This window comes from Petrotoga sp. 9PW.55.5.1 (assembly GCF_003265365.1).
GTDB lineage: Bacteria > Thermotogota > Thermotogae > Petrotogales > Petrotogaceae > Petrotoga.
In genome coordinates this window covers 1-23,817 of the sequence record NZ_AUPM01000018.1, presented here as the reverse complement: position 1 = coordinate 23,817, position 23,817 = coordinate 1, and the positions used below count along the sequence as shown (strand labels likewise).

Annotated in this window: 26 protein-coding genes, 2 tRNA genes and 1 pseudogene; 10 read left to right on the top strand and 19 right to left on the bottom strand. The window is 31.3% G+C overall.

Going from position 1 to position 23,817, the window contains the following annotated elements; all coding sequences use genetic code 11:
• The first annotated feature begins 1 nt into the window (after nt 1).
• Together PW5551_RS02980 and tsaA are read left to right on the top strand one after the other, a co-directional pair.
• A complete protein-coding gene (locus PW5551_RS02980; protein WP_113074334.1) occupies nt 2-1,564 on the top strand; it encodes a S9 family peptidase in 1,563 nt (520 codons plus the stop codon).
• 96 nt (nt 1,565-1,660) lie between these two features.
• Nucleotides 1,661-2,143: a tRNA (N6-threonylcarbamoyladenosine(37)-N6)-methyltransferase TrmO gene (gene tsaA / locus PW5551_RS02975; protein WP_113074333.1), complete on the top strand. Its 483-nt coding sequence runs from the start codon at nt 1,661-1,663 to the stop codon at nt 2,141-2,143.
• Nucleotides 2,144-2,551: 408 nt separating this feature from the next.
• On the opposite strand, the gene oraE is transcribed toward tsaA, so the two are convergent.
• The 11 genes from oraE to PW5551_RS02920 all read right to left on the bottom strand — a co-directional run bounded on the left by oraE (nt 2,552) and on the right by PW5551_RS02920 (nt 14,889).
• On the bottom strand, nt 2,552-4,747 hold the full coding sequence (oraE, locus tag PW5551_RS02970; protein WP_113074332.1) for a D-ornithine 4,5-aminomutase subunit OraE: 2,196 nt from the start codon (nt 4,745-4,747) through the stop codon (nt 2,552-2,554).
• Entirely contained in the window at nt 4,728-5,114 is a 387-nt protein-coding gene (locus PW5551_RS02965; RefSeq protein WP_113074331.1) for an ornithine aminomutase subunit alpha, read from the bottom strand. The genes oraE and PW5551_RS02965 overlap by 20 nt, the downstream gene beginning before the upstream one ends.
• The gene (ortB, locus tag PW5551_RS02960; RefSeq protein WP_113074330.1) at nt 5,111-6,529 is read right to left on the bottom strand and encodes a 2-amino-4-oxopentanoate thiolase subunit OrtB; all 1,419 of its coding nucleotides are present in this window, start codon (nt 6,527-6,529) and stop codon (nt 5,111-5,113) included. Before ortB ends, PW5551_RS02965 begins: the two co-directional genes overlap by 4 nt.
• Nucleotides 6,522-6,824, bottom strand: a complete 303-nt coding sequence (gene ortA / locus PW5551_RS02955) for a 2-amino-4-oxopentanoate thiolase subunit OrtA (protein ID WP_113074329.1) — start codon at nt 6,822-6,824, stop codon at nt 6,522-6,524. Before ortA ends, ortB begins: the two co-directional genes overlap by 8 nt.
• A 1-nt stretch (nt 6,825) precedes the next feature.
• Complete coding sequence (ord, locus tag PW5551_RS02950; RefSeq protein WP_113074328.1) at nt 6,826-7,860, bottom strand: 2,4-diaminopentanoate dehydrogenase; 1,035 nt, start codon at nt 7,858-7,860, stop codon at nt 6,826-6,828.
• 190 nt (nt 7,861-8,050) lie between these two features.
• A complete protein-coding gene (locus tag PW5551_RS02945; RefSeq protein WP_113074327.1) occupies nt 8,051-8,641 on the bottom strand; it encodes a hypothetical protein in 591 nt (196 codons plus the stop codon).
• A 12-nt stretch (nt 8,642-8,653) separates the two neighbouring features.
• On the bottom strand, nt 8,654-10,627 hold the full coding sequence (locus PW5551_RS02940) for a methyl-accepting chemotaxis protein (protein ID WP_113074326.1): 1,974 nt from the start codon (nt 10,625-10,627) through the stop codon (nt 8,654-8,656).
• Nucleotides 10,628-10,660: 33 nt separating this feature from the next.
• Nucleotides 10,661-11,986 (bottom strand): glycosyltransferase family 4 protein, encoded by a 1,326-nt coding sequence (locus PW5551_RS02935; protein ID WP_113074325.1) that lies wholly within the window; start codon nt 11,984-11,986, stop codon nt 10,661-10,663.
• Between the two features lie 24 nt (nt 11,987-12,010).
• A complete protein-coding gene (locus PW5551_RS02930) occupies nt 12,011-13,237 on the bottom strand; it encodes an aminoacetone oxidase family FAD-binding enzyme (RefSeq protein WP_158526124.1) in 1,227 nt (408 codons plus the stop codon).
• Nucleotides 13,238-13,264: 27 nt separating this feature from the next.
• Nucleotides 13,265-14,113, bottom strand: a complete 849-nt coding sequence (locus tag PW5551_RS02925) for a methyl-accepting chemotaxis protein (protein ID WP_113074323.1) — start codon at nt 14,111-14,113, stop codon at nt 13,265-13,267.
• Nucleotides 14,110-14,889 (bottom strand): MBL fold metallo-hydrolase, encoded by a 780-nt coding sequence (locus tag PW5551_RS02920; RefSeq protein ID WP_113074322.1) that lies wholly within the window; start codon nt 14,887-14,889, stop codon nt 14,110-14,112. Before PW5551_RS02920 ends, PW5551_RS02925 begins: the two co-directional genes overlap by 4 nt.
• An 87-nt stretch (nt 14,890-14,976) precedes the next feature.
• On the opposite strand from PW5551_RS02920, the gene PW5551_RS02915 reads away from it, so the two are divergent.
• Nucleotides 14,977-15,048, top strand: a tRNA-Arg gene (locus tag PW5551_RS02915).
• 3 nt (nt 15,049-15,051) lie between these two features.
• Here PW5551_RS02915 and PW5551_RS02910 read toward each other — a convergent pair.
• Genes PW5551_RS02910 through PW5551_RS02895 form a run of 4 tightly spaced genes read right to left on the bottom strand, consistent with a single transcriptional unit; the run spans nt 15,052 to nt 16,566 of the window.
• The gene (locus PW5551_RS02910) at nt 15,052-15,390 is read right to left on the bottom strand and encodes a YraN family protein (protein ID WP_113074321.1); all 339 of its coding nucleotides are present in this window, start codon (nt 15,388-15,390) and stop codon (nt 15,052-15,054) included.
• 4 nt (nt 15,391-15,394) lie between these two features.
• The gene (gene gatC, locus PW5551_RS02905; RefSeq protein ID WP_113074320.1) at nt 15,395-15,697 is read right to left on the bottom strand and encodes an Asp-tRNA(Asn)/Glu-tRNA(Gln) amidotransferase subunit GatC; all 303 of its coding nucleotides are present in this window, start codon (nt 15,695-15,697) and stop codon (nt 15,395-15,397) included.
• A gap of 16 nt (nt 15,698-15,713) precedes the next feature.
• Nucleotides 15,714-16,103, bottom strand: a complete 390-nt coding sequence (locus PW5551_RS02900; protein ID WP_113074319.1) for a hypothetical protein — start codon at nt 16,101-16,103, stop codon at nt 15,714-15,716.
• Nucleotides 16,104-16,113: 10 nt separating this feature from the next.
• Nucleotides 16,114-16,566 carry a hypothetical protein gene (locus PW5551_RS02895; RefSeq protein ID WP_113074318.1) on the bottom strand — a complete coding sequence of 151 codons (453 nt, stop codon included), beginning with the start codon at nt 16,564-16,566 and terminating at the stop codon, nt 16,114-16,116.
• A 156-nt stretch (nt 16,567-16,722) separates the two neighbouring features.
• On the opposite strand from PW5551_RS02895, the gene PW5551_RS02890 reads away from it, so the two are divergent.
• The 7 genes from PW5551_RS02890 (at nt 16,723) to rplT (ending at nt 19,991) form a co-directional block, all read left to right on the top strand.
• Nucleotides 16,723-17,433, top strand: coding sequence for a hypothetical protein (locus PW5551_RS02890; RefSeq protein ID WP_113074317.1), 711 nt, complete (start codon nt 16,723-16,725; stop codon nt 17,431-17,433).
• Nucleotides 17,434-17,446: 13 nt separating this feature from the next.
• Nucleotides 17,447-18,091 carry an N-glycosylase/DNA lyase gene (locus PW5551_RS02885; RefSeq protein WP_113074316.1) on the top strand — a complete coding sequence of 215 codons (645 nt, stop codon included), beginning with the start codon at nt 17,447-17,449 and terminating at the stop codon, nt 18,089-18,091.
• Nucleotides 18,092-18,255: 164 nt separating this feature from the next.
• Nucleotides 18,256-18,495, top strand: coding sequence for an FmdB family zinc ribbon protein (locus PW5551_RS02880; protein ID WP_113074315.1), 240 nt, complete (start codon nt 18,256-18,258; stop codon nt 18,493-18,495).
• A 37-nt stretch (nt 18,496-18,532) separates the two neighbouring features.
• Nucleotides 18,533-18,608 (top strand) — tRNA-Lys (locus tag PW5551_RS02875).
• 219 nt (nt 18,609-18,827) lie between these two features.
• Entirely contained in the window at nt 18,828-19,349 is a 522-nt protein-coding gene (gene infC / locus PW5551_RS02870; protein WP_113074314.1) for a translation initiation factor IF-3, read from the top strand.
• Nucleotides 19,350-19,385: 36 nt separating this feature from the next.
• Entirely contained in the window at nt 19,386-19,592 is a 207-nt protein-coding gene (locus PW5551_RS02865) for a 50S ribosomal protein L35 (RefSeq protein WP_113074313.1), read from the top strand.
• A 33-nt stretch (nt 19,593-19,625) separates the two neighbouring features.
• Entirely contained in the window at nt 19,626-19,991 is a 366-nt protein-coding gene (gene rplT / locus PW5551_RS02860) for a 50S ribosomal protein L20 (protein WP_113074312.1), read from the top strand.
• A 45-nt stretch (nt 19,992-20,036) separates the two neighbouring features.
• On the opposite strand, the gene PW5551_RS02855 is transcribed toward rplT, so the two are convergent.
• The 4 genes and pseudogenes from PW5551_RS02855 to PW5551_RS10450 form a co-directional block, all read right to left on the bottom strand.
• Complete coding sequence (locus tag PW5551_RS02855) at nt 20,037-21,371, bottom strand: TldD/PmbA family protein (protein WP_113074311.1); 1,335 nt, start codon at nt 21,369-21,371, stop codon at nt 20,037-20,039.
• Complete coding sequence (locus PW5551_RS02850) at nt 21,371-22,783, bottom strand: TldD/PmbA family protein (protein WP_113074310.1); 1,413 nt, start codon at nt 22,781-22,783, stop codon at nt 21,371-21,373. Before PW5551_RS02850 ends, PW5551_RS02855 begins: the two co-directional genes overlap by 1 nt.
• A gap of 303 nt (nt 22,784-23,086) precedes the next feature.
• Nucleotides 23,087-23,365, bottom strand: a complete 279-nt coding sequence (locus PW5551_RS10455) for a hypothetical protein (RefSeq protein WP_233488411.1) — start codon at nt 23,363-23,365, stop codon at nt 23,087-23,089.
• An 8-nt stretch (nt 23,366-23,373) separates the two neighbouring features.
• Nucleotides 23,374-23,769: pseudogene (locus tag PW5551_RS10450) on the bottom strand (hypothetical protein); the annotation flags it as partial.
• Nucleotides 23,770-23,817 lie beyond the last annotated feature (48 nt).

Genomic DNA, 23,817 nt, shown 5'->3' with positions numbered 1-23,817 from the left:
CATGAAAAAGAAACTCTTGGTAATGATTTTAACGGTTTTTTGTTTTTTGATTGTTTTCTCAGAAAGTTATCAGTATTATATTTATCAAAATGATGTAGAAATAGGAAACATTTTGGTTGAATTTTATCCAGAATCTTATTTAGGAAAAACCACATCAACATTTGAAATAAGTGGGAATATAATAAAATATGTTGCAGAAACAAAATACGACAAAACATGGGATTTTAAAGAATATTCTTTAGATATTTTTGTAGATAACCAAAAACAAGGCACATTAACAAGCACCTATGATGGGAAAAAGATACAAAACAAATTTAATGGTATAAAATTAAAAAGCTACAATGCCAAAAACGCTATTATTTTAGATAATAACTTTATATTTGATCACATCTTTGCTATTTTATACAAGGAATTATCTGAAGCGACATACACCGCTTTTGTACCTCAACTTGTATTAAATCAATCAACTTGGGATTTAGCCATTTTAGATATCAGATTAAAATTCAAAGACTCAGAAACACTAATAATATCTTCTCTTGGAGTAGAACAATATATTACTTTCAAAGACAAAAAAATTATAGAATATGAAATTCCTGCCCAAGGGTTTGAGGTAACAGAAGTTAAAAAAGAACAAAAAGAGAAAAACTATATCGAAAAAGAAATATCTTTTAACAGTTTTGATGATGGATTTAAATTAGAAGGCTCTTTAATGATTCCAAGTAATTTCAAAACAGGAACACAATTACCAGCTTTTGTATTAGTTCACGGTTCAGGGCCAAATGACAGAAATGAGACGATGGGGCCACTAGCCCCTTTTAAAGATTTATCAGAACAACTTGTTAGCAATAATTTCATTGTATTAAAATACGATAAAAGAACTTACACTATGATTAAAAACAATCAAGACGCTTTAAATGTAATGCCCGAAGATTTTATAAAAGATGCACAAGCAGCTATAAGATACCTAAAAACTCTTCCGGAAGTTGACCAAGATAAAATAATAGTCATAGGTCATAGTCAAGGCGCTTCTTTCTTGCCATATATAGTAGAAGGACAAAACGTAGCTGCCGCTATAGCTATTTCACCAGGAATAATAGAAATCACTGATTTAATGGTTTATCAAATAGAATACCAAATAAAAAATTTAGAAAAATTAAACAAAGATAATATATATGATGATTTAATAAATCAATTAAAAAGCCTTCTGCCAGAAATGAAAGAAATAAACGAAAAAATGAAAAAAGAAGAAATAGAGCCAGATAACATCTATTTAGACTCCATGACTGGAAAATTTTTATTACAATGGAGTGAATTAACACAAAACATGGTAGATAAATTTATAAATATGAAAGTACCTGTATTGATAATAAACGGAACAGAAGACTTGAAAACACCGTATGAACTATTAAAAGAAAAAGAAAACGAATTAAAAAGCAAAGAAGATTTGCAAATAATATACATCGAAAACATGGGGCATGAACTCTATAAAACCGGAACAGCTAAATTCGAAGAAAAAGTTGTGGAGCAAATCAAACTCTGGTTGAAAAATTTAGAATTAAAATAGGCTAAAATATAGCTAATATTTCCAAAACAAGATTTTCAATTCGTATGCGTCAAAAAGATTAAATTAGCAGACTCTTAAGGTAAAGGAGCAAAAAATATGGATGAAATTAAATACCATCCCATTGGTATAGTTCATTCTCCGTTTAAAGAACCAAAAGGTACACCTATACAACCCACTGCTGCTCTTGGAATCAAAGCAACTGTAGAAATCTACCATGAATATGAAGAAGGCTTACAAGATCTAGAATGTTTTTCTCATATAATCATAATATACCATTTTCATTTATCAAAACATTATAATTTGAAAGTCAAACCATATATGGATAACAATTTCCATGGTGTCTTTGCAACCCGAAGCCCTAGTAGGCCAAATCCTATTGGTTTGTCTGTTGTTAGATTAATAAGTATAGAAAATAACGTACTAAACGTTCAAAATATAGAAATTATTGAAGGTACACCAGTTCTAGATATAAAGCCATATATTCCAGAATTCACAACTAACGAAAAAATAAAAATAGGATGGCTTGAGAATAATATTCATAAATTAAGGCAATCAAAAGATGATGGTAGATTTATTTAAAAATAAAATTTTTTGGTTCTCTCACAAATAGTGTGGGTAATTAAGCCGGAGTTAAATTAAGATTATCCAAAGCAATAAAGATAGTTATTTTTAGATTCTTTGATCTTTTTGAATTCAAACAACATACCGAATGTAGTTTAGAAGATGTCAAGAAACAATAAGAAAGAAAACTAAAAGGATTTTCTATGGCATATAATGAACTACATAAGATGTTGGAAAAAAGATATGGAAAGTAGCAAGAAGTTTTTAGTTAAATAGGTTTGAAGGTAAAAAGGTTTTTCAAAAAATGATTAAATCCACATCAATTAGAGGCAAAGAATCTATCTAAAACATGCTCTTGAAAGCAATAACCAATAATTAAAATAAAATACCAACAACTAAATAAATCAGGGAGAGCTTCTCCCTGATTTATTTATTGGCTTTTTCTTTTAACTTTTTTGCTAAGAAGGTTGCAACATGGTTTCCTTTAGTTCCTCTTCCAAATCCTGCGTCCATATGATTTTTTACTGCTAGCTCGTTGGTTATTTGAGTTCCTCCAACTATTAAGAATAATTTATCCCTTACTCCTTTTTCTATAGCTACTTCGTGCAATTTTTTCATATTTTCAACATGTACGTCATTGTGAGTTATAATCATTGAGGCCAATACAGCTTGAGCCCCAACTTCTATTGCACTGTCTATTATTTTTTCTGGTGAAACGGAAGTGCCGAGATAAACATAGTTGATTCCGTACTTTTCTATACCTCCGTGTTTTATATCGAGTATTTCTCTAAGCCCGATACTGTGTTCGTCGTTTCCTATAGTACCAGCAACAACTTTTACTTTGTGTTCAGCAAAGAATTTGTATAATTCATCCTCACTCATTATTTCACTTTTCTTGGGGAGTTTTAGTTCATCCTTTTTTACGAAAAATGGCACTTTTCCTTTTAATTCAAGGTATGTACCTTCTGAGGGATGTAAGATGGTTGTGTGAATTACTTGAATTTCTTCTAGTCCCATTTTTTTACATATTTCAACGGCCGCAGCTTTTGCGTATTCTTCAGGTTCTGGGATGGTCATATCCAACTGTATCCAACCATCAAAGCTCCATTCTACTTCCGGTTTTATTAGGTTTTGTTGCTTGTATTCTTTTATTTCTTCAATTCTTTTTTCTACGTTGTCGCTTTCATCCAATTCGTCTATAAATTGAATTTTTTCTCTTTTTTCCAAGGTGCATCCGTCTATTAAATCACAAGGTTTTTTTATGTTTTCAGGAAGGTTGTTGTATCCAAAATGTTCACATACTGGGGCCATGTAATCTTTGTCTCTTGGGACAACTGTGCCTGCAGCTATTTCTCCGTTTTTATGCCTTGCAATGCCATCTCCAGCCCTTTCTGGGTAGTAACCATTATCTACGAACATTCCGTTTTCTAGAGCTTCAAAGTAACCACCCATCTCTATTATTTCCTCTAACATTAGTATAGCTCTCATTTTTAGTTCTCTTACTTCTTTTCTTATTTTTTCTTCATCAATTTTTAGATATTCTTTGATGTCATCAGCAGATATTAATGTGTGTTTAGCTGTTTCAACGCCTCTTATAGAATTTATGTGCCAAGGTACGTTTCTTCCTTCATCGGGAGTGATAGTTGATTGAATATCAGCGGAAGTAAGTCGAGAAATGAGAGTGTTTAAAACATGGATTCTAGTTGCATCAAATAGATCCGATTCAATATATCTTGTGTTCATCTGGGCTCTGAATTTGTATCCTTTAAATAGTTCTCTTAAGGTTACTGCATAAGCTAAATTTATTCTAAATTCAGGGGTTGGAGAGACTATCGGAGGAACGGTTGACAATGCAATATTTTCTTTTTTCATACCAACTTTTACTGAAAACAGAGAGTTTATGGCATGTTGTACTAGAAGTTCAGGCATAACATTTTTTGCCTTTTTAGCTGAGGCATTGGCGTTGTGAGCCCCATCTATTTGAAGCATGTTAACAGAAGCCATTATTTTTTTTGCAACAGCTGCATCTACAAAGGAACGAATTGGGTTGATTCCCCTGTATAATATATTGTATTGTGGGTCTTGATGTGCTCCATTTACACCTTCTTCTGAGAATAAAACAGCTATTTCAGGGCCTGCAACCCCCGAAACGTAGCTATGAAAGTTTATTGGCCTTCCAACTTCTTCTTCTATTAAGTCAAGAGCTTTTCTTGTAGCCCTTAGTTGTTTTCTTGTTATTGGAATACCGCCGATTCCTTCAGGAGACCCTTCTATGAGTCCATCTATATGGCTTTGACCTAGGGTTCTTATTACCATTATATGATCCGCTCCATGCCAAGCTGCCATTCTCATTCTTCTGATATCTTCTTCGAACCTTCCAGAAGCAATTTCAGATGTTATTACTGTATCAGGTTGTGGATCGATGTTATCAAAGTAATGAGATGCTGGTAGAAGGATAGAATTTTTCAAATCTTCACTTATTTCATAATAGTCGAAGTCACTTTTTTTTGTTCCTTCAGGTAATTTTTTTCTCCAAGTCCATCCTTTTCTTTTGGGAGAGTAATTTTCTAGATTGCTTAAGATTTCTTCTATATTTATTTTTTCATTTGGTTGAAGTTTCATTAGTTTCACCACCTTCGAAGATCTTTTCTACATCTTCCCAATATTGATCGTTTATTAACGCTTTTCCTGTGTCTATTATTTCCATGTTTTTTGATTTAGAAAGTTGGTAAACAATGTTACCAGCACCTTTTGAAAGAAGGTTATGTTCCCCTATTTTTTCTACCAAAGCTTTTGCTTGAAGTGAGTTGAAACCCATCCTTAGTAACACGGATCTTTCTATGGAGGGAGAGGTATGTGTTTGAGCTAAATCAACCAAAGGGTCAACTACTTTGCCGACTAATTCCCAAAAGTAATTGTCTAATTCTTCATCTGTCATATTCTTAAGCTTTTTGGATCTTTCATTGAAGTCGTCGGGTCTTTCTTTCATTCAGATTCCTCCTTTATCTTTTCGATCAACTTTTCTAAGAATTCGAGATTTTCTCTAATATCTTCTGCTATAAATTTCTTCTCTTTTTGAGAGAGTTCTTTTTTGCTTAATCTTTTGAAAAGTTGCTTTATGTATGATTCTTTTAACTGAGTCATTGGAATTTCAATATAATCTATTTGTGAAGGATTTTGGGGAATGACTATATTTTCACCCGGTTTATCATCTTTTATTGGATCTCCTATTATTATTTTTATACCATTTTCTTTTGCAAAGGTTAGCTGAGCACTTGGGAGTTTTCCAGCACCAGTGTATTCTGTTTCGTTAACTACTATTGTTTCATTTTCATTCATTTCTTTTGCCAGTGCAAAAGCAGCTGCTAAAGAAGTGTTCCCAGCAGGTCCTCTTTGCAATCCTTCAAGCTTTGCTAAAAGTTCCGTCATATAGAAAACTTCTCCTTGTGTTACTAGAACGTATCTATCCATGTATCTTAAAACTCTTGCAGCGTTTCTTGGAACGTCTGATCTATCAGGAAAAACTGCGAAGGGTATTCCAAATCCTGTGTGCCCAGTTGTGAAAAACTTTCTATTAAAATCTTTATCTGAAGCCATGTGCAATCTCCTTAAATCTATACTTGCACCTATTATCTTTGTTGAATTAGCGCCCGCTTTTTTCAATCCTCTTGCTGTTCCTGTTGTTAATCCTCCTCCTGCATGAGTACTTACAACAACATCTGGGAATTTTCCAATGATTTCCTTACTTTGATGAGCTATTTCCCACCCTAGAGTTTCTATTCCAGCTATTGCGAAAGGAGAGTATAATGATGCATCGAAGTAGCCTGTTTCATCAAGAAGCAGCAAAGTATAATAAAATAGTTCTGGCCCTACACTTACTTGAATAACCTCACTTCCATATGCTGCACAAGATCTTTCTTTTTCTAATATTTCAGGTTGGCCAACACCACGAGAGTCAAAACATTCTTGGACTATAATTGATTTTAAACCTCTTTTTGCTGCTTGAGAAGCTACTGCTGCTCCATAATTTCCACTTGTCGCTGCAATGACTCCTTTGTATCCCATTTCTTTTGCTCTATAAACACTGATTGATGCGCGCCTGTCTTTGAAAGATCCTGAAGGATTAGTTTGTTCATCTTTTATAAATATTCTTGCGCCTTTTCCTGGTTTTGATAATTTTTTGATCAGTTTGTTTATATTTTTTAGTTCTACTAAAGGAGTGTTTCCTACTCCCGTTTCTTTTTGAATCTTTTGAATTTCTTGGATTGAGTATCCTGCTTCTTCCATCATCTTTTCATAATCAAAAGCTATTCCCTCGATTTCATATTTGCTATAGTCAAGACCTACAGATTTTTTAATGATTTCTACTTGCCTATTCATTATTTCTTTGTAATTTTTAGTCATCTTTATCACCATCTAGCAAATCATCTTTGTTTATTTTTAAAAGTTCTGGAATGGGATCTCCAAAGTTATGTTCATACTTCGGATTTATTTTTTCCAAAGTTCCTTTAACTAATCTTCCTATTGGTGTTTTAATAGTTACTGTGTCTCCTATTTGTGCTTTGCCTTCTTCTAAAAAGCCTTTAATTCTAATTTCAAACGGGACTTTTTTTGTGTCTTCAGGTAAATGAGGAGACCTTTCTTCAGGTTTTAAGGCAATAAAATGAATTTGAACCCAGTCACCTTTATGCGCATTCATTTTAATAACCTCCTTCAAAAAATGTATCTCCTTTTAATAAAGCCCTTGGTATAGGTAAATCTGCCATAGTTAATAATCCAGGCTTTGATTCTATTACTGATTCGATCATATTTGTTGCTATAGCTACAGTACCTTTTCCACCAGGGATTTCAGGTTTTATTGACATTGAGATATCAGGGTCTCCCTTTATATTTATGTAATCTCCAGTTTGGACATTTTCCTTTTCTGGAAGTATTTGTTGCGGATGCTCTAAATCAATCACAACTTCATCGTTCATATACGCTTTTGCAGTGTGTTTACAACCAGCTACCATTCCAGGTTCAACTTTTATATACTTAGTTTCTCTAACGACATTTGATATTATGGGTTCTCTTTTTTCAATGATTTTATCTATCTTCCAACCTAATGCTTTTGCTATCATCCTTATTGATTGTTGAAATCCTATATGGCCAACAATTTTTCCATTTTTTATTCCTTCTTCAAATTCTTGAGGTGTTGTTCCAACTCCCTGAGTTTCCATAACTGTGGGGCCAAAAGGTGAAAGATCGTTGATTCTAGAGGCATTTATTTTTTCAACGTTTAAGCAAGCTCCCGTTAAAGTTATGATAAGTGTATCAAGTACAAATCCGGGGTTAACACCTGTCCCTAAAACAGTTACGCTGTGTCTTTTTGCAACGTGATCTATTTCATTTGCTGCATAAGGATCTGTATAATATGGGTAAGACATTTCTTCGGCGATAGTAATTACATTTACATTTTTTTTCAGTACAGAAATTATTTGATCTTTTACTACAGAAATAAAAGAGTGTGTCGCTATTACAACCAAATCAGGATTGGTTTCTTCGATCATTTTTAAAGGGTTATCAAATACTTTGATATTTATATTTCCTATATTCAATAATTCTCCAACATCTTTGCCAATGTATTCTTTCCTTTTATCGTGTACTCCTACCAATTTCATATTTACTTTACTAAGAATATTACGAGCTATTCCACTTCCCATAGCTCCAAAACCCCAAACTGCTACTCTATACAATTCAAAAACCTCCTTAAAAATGAATTTTTACAAAGTATGAAATTTTTTTCATCATTCTAATTATATCTTACACCAATGTAATATTTTTCTCAAGCCTAATTATTCTTGATTAAAAGTAAAAAAAGGCGTTTAATCGTATTTAGAAACGATTAAACGCCTTATAGTCGTTATAATATAACAATATAAAAGATCATATAATTTTTATGTAACCTTCTTTTTTTCGAAAATATTGAGACAATTTTTTTATTCTTTTGTCTTTTAAAAGGTCCTTGAAAAATTGCTCATTTTCAGAATCGCTTTTAAACCAATAATTTATTAAGTCAATGAAACCTAAGTCTTTATCATCCTGTTTTAAATACAATCTTGCAAAACCATACTTGTTCCAAACATCGGCTTGGATCAAATAATCATAAGATAGAGATTCAAGAATCTCTTTGAGGCTTTCTCTCTCTTTGAGAATGGTTTCTTTTTCTTTTTCCAATATAGAAAGAAGAAATAGTAAAAAGTCTTCTCCCATTTCATCAACTATTATTTGATTTTTTTTTGACGTATCTTCATCAAAATCATAATAATCCACATCTTTTTGAACAGCGTATCCTGGAACTATTTCAAATGCTTTCATTAATTTAAGAACATTCACAATTTCCTTTTTGTTTTTAACAGATTTTCTAAATCTGTTAATGTTTTCCCTTTCATAGGTTTCGAATTTAAGGTTATCGATAATTTCTAACTGTTTATCAGTGAGTATTTCCAAATAATGAGCTAAATACAGTTTGAACAAGCCAATTTACTCCTATAATCTAAAGATTTTTAATTTTTCAGATAGCTCTTCTGACAGACTAGACAATTCTTGAGAATTTTTTTCAATATTTTTCGCATATTCTTTCTGATTGTTTATTAGCTTTGTTATTTCTGTTAAACTTTCACTTATAGAAGTAACTGCCTGAGCTACTCTATCCATTGCAGAACTCATTTCTTCAGTGCTTGCACTTTGTTCTTGGGAAGTTGCTGTTAAGTTATCTATCCCGCTGTTGAGATTTTTAACCATTTCTAAAATCTCTTGGAATCTTTCGTTTATGCCTTGCATTTGATTATTAATATTATCGATCATTTTAACTGTTTCATTTGTAGAAGTGTCTACTACATTTGTACTATTTTTAATTCCTTCAAGCATATTTTCTATTTGAGAAGTTGCATCTTTTGATTCCTCTGCCAAGCCTCTTATCTCATCAGCAACTACTGCAAAACCTCTTCCTGCTTCACCTGCTCTTGCAGCTTCTATTGCGGCATTTAAGGCCAAAAGATTGGTTTGTTCGGTTATGGTATTTATGGTATTCACTATCTTACCAATATTTTCTGATCTTTGAATTAATGCTTTTACAACGTTCTGAGTCTTTTTAGATTGTTGAACAGCATTATTTATTGTGTCAACAATTAGTTTTATTGATTCTAATCCATTGGTGGCTAAATTTTCGGTTTCAGATGCTGCTGTGTTTAACTCTTGAGCTGATTTAGATACATTTTGTGCTGCTGCAGATATTTCTTGAATACCAGATGTAACTTGCTCTACTGAGGCGGACGTATCTTCAGCATTTTCGCTGATTTCAGTTGCCTTTTCAGATAAGTTTTCTGCTGATTGTGTAGTATTTTTGGATATATTGAATAATTCTAAAGCAGAGCTGTCGATCTTTAAAGATCCTTCTCTAATTGATTCTATAGAAGTTTTCCAAGCACCGATAGCTTTATTTAAAGAATTTGCCATATCTCCTATCTCATCTTTGGAATCTATTTTGAGGGAATTTGATAAATCTCCTTCTCCTAATTTATTTATGTATTCTTTCATTTTGTTTATAGGTTTCGTAATGATGTTTAGTGCAAATAAGATTCCGGCTATAATTGCTAAAACTGCTACTACAATAAATATAATTAAAGTTGTTTGTGTGACATTTCTTACTTCATTGTATAAATTATCAGTGTTTGCTTGTGTTAAAACCGTCCAATTTAAACCGGGTATTTTGTTATATGAGAATAGTATATTTTCATTAACAAAAGCACCTCTTGATTTGGTTATATTTTTAAAGTAACTTTCTTTTGAAATGTTTTGTCCTATCTTTTCGTTTGATGGGTGAAAAATAATCTGACCATTTTCGTTTATGACAAAAATAGTTTCATCATATCCTAGATTTTGATTTATTATTTCGTAAACTTTGGACATTGAAAGGTCTATTCCAACGACGCCTACTATTTCGTTTTTAGTATCTTTTACAGTCTTTGAAATAGCAACTAACGTATCACCAGAAACTACATCTAAATATGGATCTGAGATTACAACATTTTCCCGATTTTGAATAGCGCTTTTATACCACGGCCTATCTCGTGGGTCGAAGTTTGAAGGAATTTGATTTTCAGATTCAATAGGTCTGATAAATATTTTACCATCTTTTGAACCTACGTAAACAGATATAAACTCGGGATAAATTTCAATGTAATTTTGTAGCTTTTGATACATTCTGGCTCTTTCTTCGTTACTTTGACTGAGTAAATTAATTACATCAGGATCAATAGATAATGAAGAAACAACTTTTTCTAAATCTTTTATATACTGATCTAAAAAATTTGCTATTTGACCGTTATTTACTTTTATTATTTGCTCCACGTCTTCTCTTAAAATATTCCCATAATTTACAGATGAATAAGTTATCAAGATAATCATTGGTAAGGCTGAAATCAAAAGTATTAAAGTAACAATTTTTGATCTTAATTTCAAAGTTTTTCCCCCCTCGTATAATAGTATACTAATTTATATTACATTTTTTTCTAAAAGTATTTGTTTCAATTTCTTCTCTAGAGTTTCATAGGAGAAGTATTTTTTACCCAATTCAAAATTTTTTTGAACAACATAAGAAGCTTTTTCTTTATTAAATAGTATATCAAAAATTTTGTCTTTTGCCTTAATTATTTCATTTTGATTCACTCTATACTTTCCTCTTTCATATTCAGCCTTGCTTCCAAGTGTAACCACTTCAAACCCTAAAGGGGCGATATCTTTTTTGTATACTGGGTATTCAAATAACAAAACAGGAGTTTTTGAAAAGATAGCTTCTAAAAACTGATTTCCAAAACCCTCTAGAATACTTGGGTAAGTTATAAAATCAGCAATTGCATAGAAGTCCCATAAAGAGAATATTTCTTCCTCTTCGTGTCTTATATCATCACTAATTGAAAAGGCTAACTTTAATTCTACGTCTTTTTGTGTCGCGTACTCTTTTAATTCTTCCACATAGTCAGATTCCTCAGATAAACCTGGTAATAACAGAAAAATATTTGTATCTTTCGTTATTTTCTTTCCATTATAGGTTTCTTGCCCTGTAAATTTATTGAGATCTTTTTTTACTTCAGATATAGTATCAATTGCTAATTCTATAGCCTTTCTTCTTACAATTCTTGTTGCTTGTAAAAATATTAAGTCGTTTGGTGAGATATCAAGCTTGTCATAGATTTTTTGGTTATAGTCGTCTAATTCCCATTGTTTTTGATTAAAGTCAAAGACATTTGGGATAATGTAACTATCCACTCCTTTTTTCCTTTTTAGTTCTTCTTGAGCTAAGGAGTTAATAACAATATGCGTTATATCTTTTGGGGGGAAATATTCATCTAATATTTTTTTTATAAAATTATTGGTAGGATTATTATAGAAGTCTCTTTCCCAATAGAAATCATGATGATGACCGATCATTTTTATACCTTTATCTTGGCAAAATTTGTATAAAGCAACAGAAGCAGCTGGGTTGTGAGCTAAAGAAAACATGTTGTTAATTATCAAAACATCTAAATTCATCATTTCATCAAGTTGATTGTAAATTCCTCCTATGTATTTATTCATTTCTGTTTCAAATTTTTTTTCGTCCCAATCATCTAACCCTATAAATGATCTTTGTTTTAACAAGTTACTTCTTTTATCTGTATAAGCGATATATGGGATTTTAAAACCTGGAGATGTTCCCATATCACCTGCTATTAAATAAACTTTGAAATCCATGTTTTTTAGGACTTCTTTCCATTTAACCATTTCCAAAGAAACCCCATCTGTTTCTCCGACTCTGAAATGAATGAGTCCAATTTCCATTAAATATACACCTCTTTTTTTGAACTAAGTAGTTGAAGAAATGCCTGCTAAATATCCACTGGACCAAGCCCATTGTAAATTGAAACCACCACTTTCTCCAGCAACATCTATAACTTCTCCGGCAAAGAACAAACCAGGTATTATTTTAGATTCTAAAGTATAAGGATCGATTTCGTTAGTATTAATTCCGCCTAATGAAACTTGAGAATCTTTCCAATCGCATGTATCTTTAACTTGAAAATCCCAATATTTTAACTTATCGGCCAAAATTTCAATATCTTTGGTAGTTAAATAGCCAACAGGTTGATCTAAATTTTCTATCCCCATTCTTTTGAAAAAGTATGGTATCAACCGTTGATCAATTAGACTTAATAATAATAATCTCAAAGGCTTTTCCGGTCGAAATTTTATCTTTTTTGTTAGCAAATCATATATATCTTTTTCAGAATAAGAGGGAAACGCAATGAGTTTTATAAAAATATCTTTTCCATTTTCTATAAGAGGATGAATATAATTACTTAATTCTAATATAGGTATTCCGCTGAGAATTCCACCTTTTTTGAAAAGAACTTCGCCTTTATATACTTTGGATAAAATTTCACCCTTTTGATCTGTCAGGTAAACGTTTCCTTCTAATTTAGAACCTGAAATTTCTTCTGTAAAGTAAGATATAACCTTTAAGGGTACCAACCCGGGCTTTAATTCAATTATAGAATGGCCTAACTTTTTAAGAGTTTCAAATATATTGCCATTTGAACCATATTGAGGTGAGGATTTGCCTCCAGTTGCGACAATAACTTTATCTGATTCAAAAGATTTATTTTGGCATTTAATTAAAAATTTATTCTCTTTTTTTATAATTTCTTCTACCTGAAAATTAAGCACAACATTTATGTTGTGCTTAGCTATTTCGTATTTAAAGTTGTCTACTATATCTTTTGACCTTTCTGTATATGGAAAAAGTTTTGTGCCTTTTTCTTTGACAATTATTCCAATTTCTTCAAAAATACTAAGTGTTTGAACTACCCCAGATATTTGTAGAACTTTTTTAACAAAATCTAAATCGTTGCTAAAATAGTGATTTTCATCAGTTTCCAAATTAGAAAAATTCCCTCTTCCATTACTGCTAGCTAAGAGTTTTTTGCCTAATTTTCCTTTTCGTTCAATTATGGTAACTCTTGCTCCATTCCATCCAGCTATAACACCCGATATTAACCCAGCGGCTCCGCCACCAATAACAGTAACTAACAACTTTTGAATATGCTCCTTTTCAATTATTTATATAGCTATTTCTTTCAACTTATTTTGCATATCCAAGATGGCTTTTAACACGTTTCCTAAATTATTTATATTCTTAATTAGCAGGTTTATCTTTTCTTTTGAGTCAGTTAATTCTTCGGCATTTTTCTTTAAATCATCTTTCTCAGTATTCAAATTTTTTATTAAATTTTCCATAAATGTTAAGTTATTGTTCAAAGTAGAAAGGGAAGTTTCAATTGAATCAGTTATTGTCACAAAAATATTTTCTAGATTATTGATGATTTCTTGAACTTCAGTTATTTGTTTTGAAAGAGTTTCAACTTTCTTAGATATTTTACCAGATGCGTTGTTAGTCTCTGCAGATAACTTTTTAATTTCTTCAGCAACAACTGAAAATCCTCTTCCACTTTCGCCGGCTCTTGCGGCTTCTATAGAGGCATTTATTGATAATATATTTGTTTGCCGAGCTATGTTTTTTATGGTTCCTGTTAGTTCATTTATTTCTTTAAAGCTATCTATAACTCCTGAAATTGAGTTGAGAGATTTATTTACGTCTTTTTCAACTTCATCAAAATTGGAACCAAAATTACTAAGCTTGGAAATAATTTTTTCATTATTTTGAGAAATTTCACCGATTCTTTTATCGCTATCTTCAACGGATTTTTCAAGAGTTTCAGAAGTGTTGTTTATACTTTCTATGAGTTCTAAAAGGTTGTCTCCTACATTTTTGGTTAGTAAATTCGCATCATAAAACCGGTCCCCTAGAACTTCATCTAATCGTTCAATAAAAGATACTAGAAGATTTTCATGGTATACACTTGAAGACAATTTTTTAATTGTATTTTTATATCTTTCTTCACTGCTCATTTCTCATTCTTCCTATAAATTTTGTCGAGAATATCAACCCCACATTCTAAATTGGAAAACCATTTTAAAAACTCTTCAAACTCTGGTTTTTTGTAAATAGCCCCGTGTTGTGGGGCCATTTGTTCTATTTCATATTTTTTTATAAGTTCTACCCACATCTTGCATGCTTTGTTAGAACTCATATATCTTTTATGAAAACCTTCTATATATTTCATATGATTTGAAAAATCCTCTACAAATAATTTTTCCTCTCCTTCAGGAAAAACTGATACACCGATATCTCCTGAAAATAGTATTTTAGAGACAGGATCATAGAGAGTAAAGTTTCCAGTTGAATGAAGAAAATGCGCAGGAATTATTTCTAATTGGGTGCCATCTTTAAATTTAATCTTACCTCCGGTGTCTTCTATGGTGACCATCCTTGATTTTTCAAAAATCCCAAAATGTGGTAAGAATCTTTCCCATAATTTTGAAATGTAGAAATTGGTTTCTAAAACACTATCCCAAAGGGTTATACCGGAAGAAACATCCGGATCTTGATGGGAATAAAAAACATGCTTAATTTTGCCAAGATCTATAAATTCAACTACGCTAGCCAAAACTCTAGGAAATACATGAACCCCCCCTGGATCAAGCAAAACTCCTTCGTTCTTGTGAATTATTAAATATTGGTTAGTAGATATGCTTTCTACACTTTTGTTTTCGGAACCAAGAAATATAAATTTATGTTCTCCGTTGTCGAACAAAGTTACTAAGTTATTATTTTCTTTATTCATTATATCCCTCCATCTCTTTCTAGAACTGTGATTATTTATTATTGACAATAGAAAAAAATTCTGTTATAATAACTTTTGTCTTAAGTCGCCCCTGTAGTTCAACGGATAGAACGGTGGATTCCTAATCCACAAATGAAGGTTCGACTCCTTCCAGGGGCACTTTTATATTCTCTGAGCGGGATAGTAATTTATTTTTCCGTTGTCTGTAACAGATATAACGTCTATTTGAACTTCTTCAAATTTAATATGATGATTTTTTGCTATAAAATAATTACCGACTTTCATTATTTTCTTCAGTTTGTTTGAGTTTACCCTAAAAGCGGGATCGCCCAACACATCTTTTCCACCTTTAACTTCAATAAGGTGAAGAACTTTATTTTTAATAGCTATTATATCTATTTCTCCATATTTGTAAGAAAAATTTCTTGATATTATTTGGTATCCTTCTTTTAAAAAATAAGAGGTAGCTATATCTTCATATATTTGACCTTTCTGATTCAATTTTTCATTCTTCCTCTTTTATATTTATCCCTGGAACTTTGAGAAACCCATCTTTGTTTTCAGGAAAGTTGTTAATAATACTTTCTCTGTTATCAAATCTTTCAACTTCATCTTTTCTGAGAACAGAAGAAGAAAATTCGGCAGGAGATATCAATTCATCAATTCCATCAACATTTACATTGTCTAAAATCTCTAAATAAGCTAAAAGATCGTTTAGATCATCTTTTATCTTTTCTTCCTCTTTTTCATTTAATTCTATATTAGACAATTTTTCAAGTTTCTTAATAAGCTCAGAATCTATTTTCAATTACAACACTCCTTCCTTAAACTAAGCCTAAAATGAGAACTAACTTGCCGTTTTCGATTTTTAACTCGTCAATAGAAATATTCTTAGTTATAGGGTTTGGTGGAAAGTCTATAACTAATTTTTTTTCATCTAATTCAATAAAATCAGGGATTTCATCTTTTTTTATCATCTTTGTGGGAATGTTGTGAAGAAATTCGTATTTCCCTGAAAGTGTTTTAGGGTATGTTTTTATTTTTAAAAAGTATTTAAACATTAAAACTTTAAATCTAATTTCGTTATTATCAAATTTTATATCCGATATATGGTCAAAAATTCTTTTTAAAAAATGAAATTTGCTATTTTTAACAAGAACTAGTAATAATTCTTTTGCGATTTCCGAATCTATTTCTAAAACTGTGTTCTTCATAATACACCACCTAATTTTTGAACTCAATCAGCAAATCAAATTTTCCATCTTGTAGCTGAAGTTGTGAGATTTTAATAGACTTCATAATTGTATCAATAAAAGGGTTAATCCTTACTTTGTTGAAGTCTATTAATATTTCAAAATCCTTTGAAGAAATCGCTTCACTAAATTCTGAGAGAATATAAAAAACACCCTCTAATATTTTTCTAACCCCTTCGTCTCCGGTTAACGATAATCTCAACTTTCCTTTTTCTAAATCTTCAGGTTTTTCTAAAATTTTTATTAAAGATTCAACGGTAGCTTCTTTTCCCAAGAAATCTACCTCCATTTGAAAATTAATACCATCTTCCCTTAATTGCACATTCAAATTCTTAAGGCCTTGTATTTGAGTGTTTTCTTCTATAACTTTGTCTATTAAACCGTTAATAAATTCTTCATCAACTTCTATCTTTAATTTGCCCAAAATATGCTCCCTCCTTGTACCTAAAGATAAGCAAAAATCATGCATTTCTTAATTTTTATATTATATCATATATTTTATACGAAATTTAAACAAAAGATATGATAAAATAAAAAGAACGAAGTTTTTGTAAAAAATAATACGAAAGAAGGCGAAAATATGGATGTTAACGGCTTTGTAAACAACGAAGTTCTTACAACCCTTTATTTATTGATGGTGAATTCAATCTATGTTCTACTTCCGCTATCTATATTTTTCTTGTTTTTTTCGAAAATTTCTTCTAAGGTAACTATTTTTCTTTTGGGGATTTATGCATCATATTCTATAATGATTCCATATCTTTTAAAGATACCTTTTATTAATGATTTTATTGTTTCTACAGGAGATTTCAGCTTTTTTGTTTATCTGATCTTTAGTTTGATCTTTGGATTTGTTTTTTATCATTTGGTGAACCTTGCTTTTATTGTTGGAGGATTCCTTTTGGGAGGTTTAATAGGTTATTCAATAGGAACTTTTATTATTTCTTCCAATGGAGAATGGTTAAATAATTTACCTTTTGCCGCTTCATACATACCATGGATAGTCTTCGCTGTTTTGGGAGTCATCATTTCGATAATATTTTCAAAAAATTATGAGTCTATTATTTCCACTCTGTCTATTATTTTTGGCTCATTTATTCTATCGTTTTATACTATTTTTCTTTTAGAAAAATATACTAAAATAACTCTTGGTAACAATTCTCTTTTAGAGAGTTTGGATCAAATCAGCCAACCTGAATTTTATAGTATTTTTATCTCTTTTATTATTTACATGGTGATAGGTTTTTACTTTTCAATGAGGAAAAATAAAAAAGACAAACGAATAGGATAAATGGAGGATTTTAATGGTTTCTGAGAAACAAAATTTACTGCTGCAACAGATTGAAAAAGTAAAAAGAAGTGTTCGTGAGCAAGTTGAACAAAGGTACGAAGAATTCAAGAAAATTGGAGAAAGTGGAGATGAAGTCGCATTATTTGGAGAATTATCTTTTTGTGTTTTAACAGCAAACTGGACCGCAAAAGGGGGAATGAAAGCCCAAAATTTGATCACTAACGAAGGGTTTGCTTATTTAAAAGAAATAGAGTTAGTGTCCAAATTAAAAAAAATAGGGCATAGATTTTCTAATACTAGAGCGAAATATATAGTTGAAAATAGATGGATTATTGGGAAAATGAAAGATATTTTGAAAATGGATGTAAAACACTCAAGAATTTTTTTGGTAGAAAATGTGAAAGGGATAGGTTGGAAAGAAAGCAGTCATTTTCTAAGAAACGTTGGAAAAGATGATGTAGCAATATTAGATAAACATATATTGAGAATAATGAAAAATTATGATCTTTTAAAAGAGATACCAAAACCTTCGTGGAACGAAAAAAAGTATACCGAAATTGAAAAAATTTTAAGAACTTTTGCTAAAAAAACAAACGAACCATTAGGAAAACTTGATATCTTTTTATGGTACATTGAGACAGGCAGTATCGATAAATAAAAAATTTTTAACCTTATTATCGTATAAAATTTCATAATTTTTTGTTATTATGTAAACGAATTTTTGAAATAATTTCTTTTTAAATAAAAGTTTGGGACTTGAGAGAGTTTCCTAACTTTGTTTTTTTGATAAATTGAAAGAAATCGAAAAAGGAGGAAACAAAATTGCCTTTATACAGATATAAGTGCGAAGAGTGTGGATATGAGTTTACAGTTTTGCATTCAATGAGCGAAACACCAGAGATAAAATGTGAATTATGTAATTCGAGCGCAAAGAGAATTATTAGTAATGTAGGAATTGCTTTCAAAGGAGAAGGTTTTTATGTAACGGATTCTAAGAAAAAAGCAAAAAGTGATACAAAAAAAACTTCTTCAAAGAAAGAAAATAATAAAGTCGCTTCTTGACAAAATCAGGAAGTTAAGGTATAATAGGTAACGTTCAGGGCCATTAGCTCAGCTGGTAGAGCGGCTGACTCTTAATCAGTAGGTCGTGGGTTCGATTCCCGCATGGCCCACCAAAAATCAAAAAGTTAATATTAATAATTCATATCATACTAAGAGGAAGTCACCTAAAATTCACTTCCCACCTCGGGTAAAGAAACAAAAACCGTCAGGGGTAATAAGAAACTATTATTATCGATATTAGAAACAATTTTACGATAATTAAATTTCTAATTATTTTAATGGGTGACTACGATGTCACCCATTTTTAAATATCAAAAGGAAGGTGATTTTATATAAGCGATAAAGTCGCTAAAAATGAGGAAATAAGGGTTAGAAAAGTATTGTTGATTGATCAGGATGGCAATAAATTAGGAGAAATCCCAACCAAAGAAGCATTAAAATTGGCTCAACAATCCGGACTAGATCTTGTTTTGGTAGCACCTCAAGCAAAACCGCCTGTTGCAAGAATGATGGATTATGGTAAGTATATCTATGAAAAAGAAAAGAAAGAAAAATTAGCTAAGAAAAAGCAAAAGAAACAATTAGTGAAAGAAATGAAATTTAGGCTAAGAATCGATGAACATGATTTTAATACCAAATTGAAGAAAATCAGAGAATTTCTAGAGGACGGTCATAAAGTTAGAGTGGTTATTATGTTTTTAGGTAGAGATATATTGTTTAAAGAAAAAGGCAAAGAGATTTTGGATAGGGTAGTAGAACAAACTTCAGATATAGCAAAAGTCTCAAGAGGGGCAAAGTTACTTGGAAAAGATATGGATATTATATTAGAGCCTATTGTTGAAGATAAAAAATAATTTATTATATAAATTAAGATATTAGGAGGAATAAAAGTGTCCAAACTAAAGATAAAAACAAAAGGTTCAGCTAAGAAGAGATTTAAAGTAACAAAAAGCGGAAAAATCCTTCGCCATAGGAACAACGTTGGTCATAATACAGGCTTCAAAAAAAGTAGCCATATGAGAAGATTAAAAAGAGAAGTTGAAGTTCCAAAAGAAATTGAAGATAAAGTGAAAAGATCAATTGGATTGAAAGGTTGAAATATTTTAAAGATATGAAGGAGTGAGTGAAATATGAGAATTAAAAGGGCTTTAGGTTCTCGAAAAAAAAGGAAAAAATATTTAAAAGCTGCCAAAGGATACACAGGGGCATTAAGTAGAAGATATTCTTTAGCAAAACAACAATATTATAGATCAGGAAAATACTCTTATGCTGGTCGAAAGAATAAAAAAAGAGATTATAGAAAATTATGGATAACTAGAATAAACGCAGCAGCTAGAACACAAGGTATGAAATACAACGAGCTAATTCACGGTTTAAAATTAGCCAATGTAAATATAAATAGGAAAATGCTTTCTGAACTTGCTATAAACGATCCCGAGGGTTTTAATGAATACATCAATATTGCTAAAGAATCTTTGGCTCAAAACGTACAATAATAAAAAAGGGCGAATTATTTCGCCCAATTTTTTTAGTTTTTTAAATTATTTTCCACCTACACTAAGATCTTTTATTAACATTGTGGATCCGGATACGGGGCCTAAATACTTAAAGTCAGAACCTATACTAACTAAATTGTTTAAGAGCTCGCTCAAAGTGCCTGCTAAAGTCATACCTCTAAAACTGCCAACAAATTCTCCATTTTCAACTACTCTTCCACTTATTTGAACGGAAAATCTACCAGAAACAGGATCAGCAGTATGCATGCCCATTATATTGGTTACATATAAAGCCTTTGGAACGTCTAATATGGCTTTTCTTGTCTTGTTGGCAATGAAATGTAGATTTACTGTTCCAATTGAAGGGTTAGGTGAATCTATTGAAGCAAAAGCGTTTCCGCTAGGTTTTGTTCCAAGTTTTTTAGCTGAATATATATTGTGAAGATAACTTTTTAGAATACCATTTTCGATTATATTAAATCTAGAGGTATTTGTTCCTTCATTATCAAACGAAGCGATTATAGGAGCGGAACCATTCATGGGATCGTGAATCAAATTAATTGAACCATTAGCTACCTTTTCTCCAACTTTTCCCTTTAAAAATGATTTCCCCTTAAAAACATTTTCTCCTGATAATGGGGTAGTAAGAGTTCCGATAAACATTGCCGATGCTAGAGGACTCATAATTATATCGTATCTTCCAGACTTTAAAACCTCTGCATTTAAGCCAGAGATCGCCATTTCTACGGCGTTTTTTACTATACGGTCTATGTCAACAAGCCTATAACTTTGAGCAACTTCAAAATCAAATCCAAAAGAAGAGTTTTCCCCTTCTATTGCTGCTAAACTAATAGAACTTGAAGCATTTGTATGTAAAGCATTCTTGTATAAGCCATTGGTGTTAGCAAAATGAATCCTAGTTAAATCAGTTTCGTATTCAGCACCACGCACAAACATTATTCTATTATCGGCATTTTTAGCTTTCTTCTCTAACTCTTCTGCTATTTTCATAACTTCGTTCAAACTCATATCTCTTGTATCTGTATCATAAGCCCAATCTATATATGTGAACTCTTGATCATCAGAAATATCATTTCCATCATCTTTCTCCGTATATTTAACCATAGCCATAGCCTTTTCGCTAGCTTCCATAATACCTTTTTCAGTTAATATATTTGTAGAAGAAGTAGCTATTCTTCCATCGGCACTTATAACTTTTATTCCAGCTGTACCTTTTTCTCCTTCAGCTAATTGCTCTAACTTTCCATTACTGAAGGATGCATTTTTACTTTCAATGGAAAAAATATTTATTTGTCCTTTGAATCCCTCTTTTTTTATCACATTCATTGCTTTTTCCATAATACTCTTTATATTGCTCATTAATTACTACCCCCTTTAACAATTCCTCCAACGACTAATTTTGGTATTCTTATTGTAGGTTGTGCATCAGAAACGGGCGCTCCTTGTCCATCTTTTCCACAAGTACCAACACCGTAGCCTAGGTCATTTCCAACCATATCAATACTTTCTAGAACTTTCAATCCATTTCCAACTAAGCTAGCTCCGCGAATTGAATTTTTTATTTCCCCATTTTCTATAATATAACCTTCGTCAACACCAAATTGAAAATCACCACTTATAACATCGACTTGTCCTCCACCCATCTTTCTAACAAAGATACCATGTTTTACGGATTTGATTATATCTTCGGGGTCATCTTTTCCAGGCAAAATCATTGTATTTCTCATTCTGACTATGGGTAGAACCATATAAGACTCTCTTCTTCCATTGCCTGTAGGATCTACTCCAAATTTTTTGGCAGTGATCTTTGAGTGCATATAGCCTTTTAAAACACCATTTTCAATTAAAATGGTTCTCTGGGTTGGTGTTCCTTCATCATCGTAATTAAGAGTTCCTCTCTTATTCTTATCAGTACCATCATCTACGACGGTTACCTTATCAGAAGCTATTTTTTTACCAATCTTATCTCGGTAAACTGACCCAGAAAGAACTAAATCTGCTTCCATACCATGTCCGCAGGCTTCATGAATCATAGTCCCACCTGCTTCAGAAGAAAGAACAACTGTAAATTCTCCAGCAGGGGCATCTTCTCCTTCTATTTGCGATATTACCTGTTTTATAGCATCTTTTGTCACTTTCTCTATCATATCATCACTAAAAAATTCAAAACCCATATTTGCCCCATCAGAAGAATAGCCTCTAAACAAATTTCCATCACTATCTTCTCCGAAAACAATGACTGCATAACGAGGATAATTTCTGATATCTTCTACAATATTTCCTTCGGAGGTTATTATTTTAACCTTACGGCTACTATCAGCATAAGAAACGGTAATTTGTTTAATTCTATTATCAGTATTTTTTAAAAGATTAACTCCTTTAAAAACTTTCTCTACTTTCTTGTCGATATCAATTTGATCAAACGGGGTTTTAAAAGGAGAAAAATTTCTCTTTTCAGCTTCTTTCAACTCTTCAACTTTTATAACGTTTGAACTGTTGAATCTTTCAGATGCATTCTTTTTCAAAGTTTCTGCAAGGTTCATAAGGTTTTCAAAAGTAGGATCATTAGTGTGTGCGAATATTGTTTCCTCACCTGACACAACCCTTATACTAGCACCTTTTTGACTGGAAAAATTAACTTTCTCGATCTTACCGTTATCATACAGTATTGATGTACCGTAGTAATCTTCAAAGAAGATTTCGGAATAATCTCCCCCCGATGAAAGAGATGTGTTTAAAATTTCCAAGTATTGGTCCTTAGATAACTCCACTTCTATCCCTCCTAAAACTTTTAACTAAATTTAGTTAGTTTTCCTATCTAATTAATTATACTACCAAATCACAAAATAACAAAGAAAACACCATAGATTACATTTTGTGTCTGTTTGCTAATATAAAAAGGAATGAATAGATTGAAAATCAAAGAAATAATATTCTTGGTTGAAGAAAATCCTGAAGGCGGTTACAAACTAAAAGCTTTGAGAGAATCGATCTTTATAGAAGTTGATTCTTTAGAAGAATTTTAAGAAAACATTAAAAACGCAATTAAATGCCACTTTGGCAGAGAAGGATCTTTATTCAAACACCATTAACACCTCAACAATCTTCTCTCTTTCTTCACCTTCAAAAACATAGAAAGAAGTTGCAGATAATCTTCTTTTTAAAGTGTATTTCTTCACAAATACATTAATTTCTTTTGGTACCTTTGGTCTTAATTCTTTTGGTATGTTCTTTATTTCATAATACCTTCCATAGTTCATTATGTACTTTTCTATTATCTCTTTTTGATCTGAATCAAGTTTTATATATTTTTCAATGAACTCTTGTAAGTATGTTTTATTTAAATCTTTCATGAACCTTTTTACAAGGATTTTTCTTTGCTGAATAGTAAGGATGTTCTTTGAAAGTTATATCTTTGTTTGTGAATGTTTTTAGTCTTTGGTTGTTTGCAAAGTAATGAATCAACATCTATATTTGGAGTTTTTTCAAATATTGAGTTTATTAACTCTCTTGTGTAATAATCACATCTTTCTTTGATTAAACTTTCACTTTCAATATCTTTAATCACCTTTTCTAATTTAACCTCTTGCCTGTGATAATGAACAAGATACGAAGTAAAAAATTCAGAAAGTTGCTTTTCTACCCTTAACTGCATAAATTTGTAAAAGTTTTCTTCAAACTTTTTGTCTATATCTTTCTTTTTTAGTTCTTTTATTATTGGAATAGCAAGAGAGGTGTTTATTTCAAACTCAAGNTTNTNTATTATNTTTCTCAATGTATTTGGCTTTATTTGCTTTGTTTTTCC

Excerpts from the sequence above, each read along its gene's own strand:
- PW5551_RS02965 (WP_113074331.1), bottom strand. The coding sequence starts at position 5,114 with ATGAAAGAAAGACCCGACGACTTCAATGAAAGATCCAAAAAGCTTAAG.
- PW5551_RS02920 (WP_113074322.1), bottom strand. The coding sequence starts at position 14,889 with ATGAATAAAGAAAATAATAACTTAGTAACTTTGTTCGACAACGGAGAA.
- PW5551_RS02980 (WP_113074334.1), top strand. The coding sequence starts at position 2 with ATGAAAAAGAAACTCTTGGTAATGATTTTAACGGTTTTTTGTTTTTTG.
- PW5551_RS02855 (WP_113074311.1), bottom strand. The coding sequence starts at position 21,371 with ATGAGCAATATAAAGAGTATTATGGAAAAAGCAATGAATGTGATAAAA.
- PW5551_RS02900 (WP_113074319.1), bottom strand. The coding sequence starts at position 16,103 with ATGAAGAACACAGTTTTAGAAATAGATTCGGAAATCGCAAAAGAATTA.
- PW5551_RS02935 (WP_113074325.1), bottom strand. The coding sequence starts at position 11,986 with ATGGAAATTGGACTCATTCATTTCAGAGTCGGAGAAACAGATGGGGTT.
- rplT (WP_113074312.1), top strand. The coding sequence starts at position 19,626 with ATGAGAATTAAAAGGGCTTTAGGTTCTCGAAAAAAAAGGAAAAAATAT.
- oraE (WP_113074332.1), bottom strand. The coding sequence starts at position 4,747 with ATGAAACTTCAACCAAATGAAAAAATAAATATAGAAGAAATCTTAAGC.
- PW5551_RS10455 (WP_233488411.1), bottom strand. The coding sequence starts at position 23,365 with ATGAAAGATTTAAATAAAACATACTTACAAGAGTTCATTGAAAAATAT.
- ortB (WP_113074330.1), bottom strand. The coding sequence starts at position 6,529 with ATGACTAAAAATTACAAAGAAATAATGAATAGGCAAGTAGAAATCATT.
- ortA (WP_113074329.1), bottom strand. The coding sequence starts at position 6,824 with ATGAATGCGCATAAAGGTGACTGGGTTCAAATTCATTTTATTGCCTTA.
- PW5551_RS02925 (WP_113074323.1), bottom strand. The coding sequence starts at position 14,113 with ATGAGCAGTGAAGAAAGATATAAAAATACAATTAAAAAATTGTCTTCA.
- tsaA (WP_113074333.1), top strand. The coding sequence starts at position 1,661 with ATGGATGAAATTAAATACCATCCCATTGGTATAGTTCATTCTCCGTTT.
- PW5551_RS02885 (WP_113074316.1), top strand. The coding sequence starts at position 17,447 with ATGGTTTCTGAGAAACAAAATTTACTGCTGCAACAGATTGAAAAAGTA.
- PW5551_RS02890 (WP_113074317.1), top strand. The coding sequence starts at position 16,723 with ATGGATGTTAACGGCTTTGTAAACAACGAAGTTCTTACAACCCTTTAT.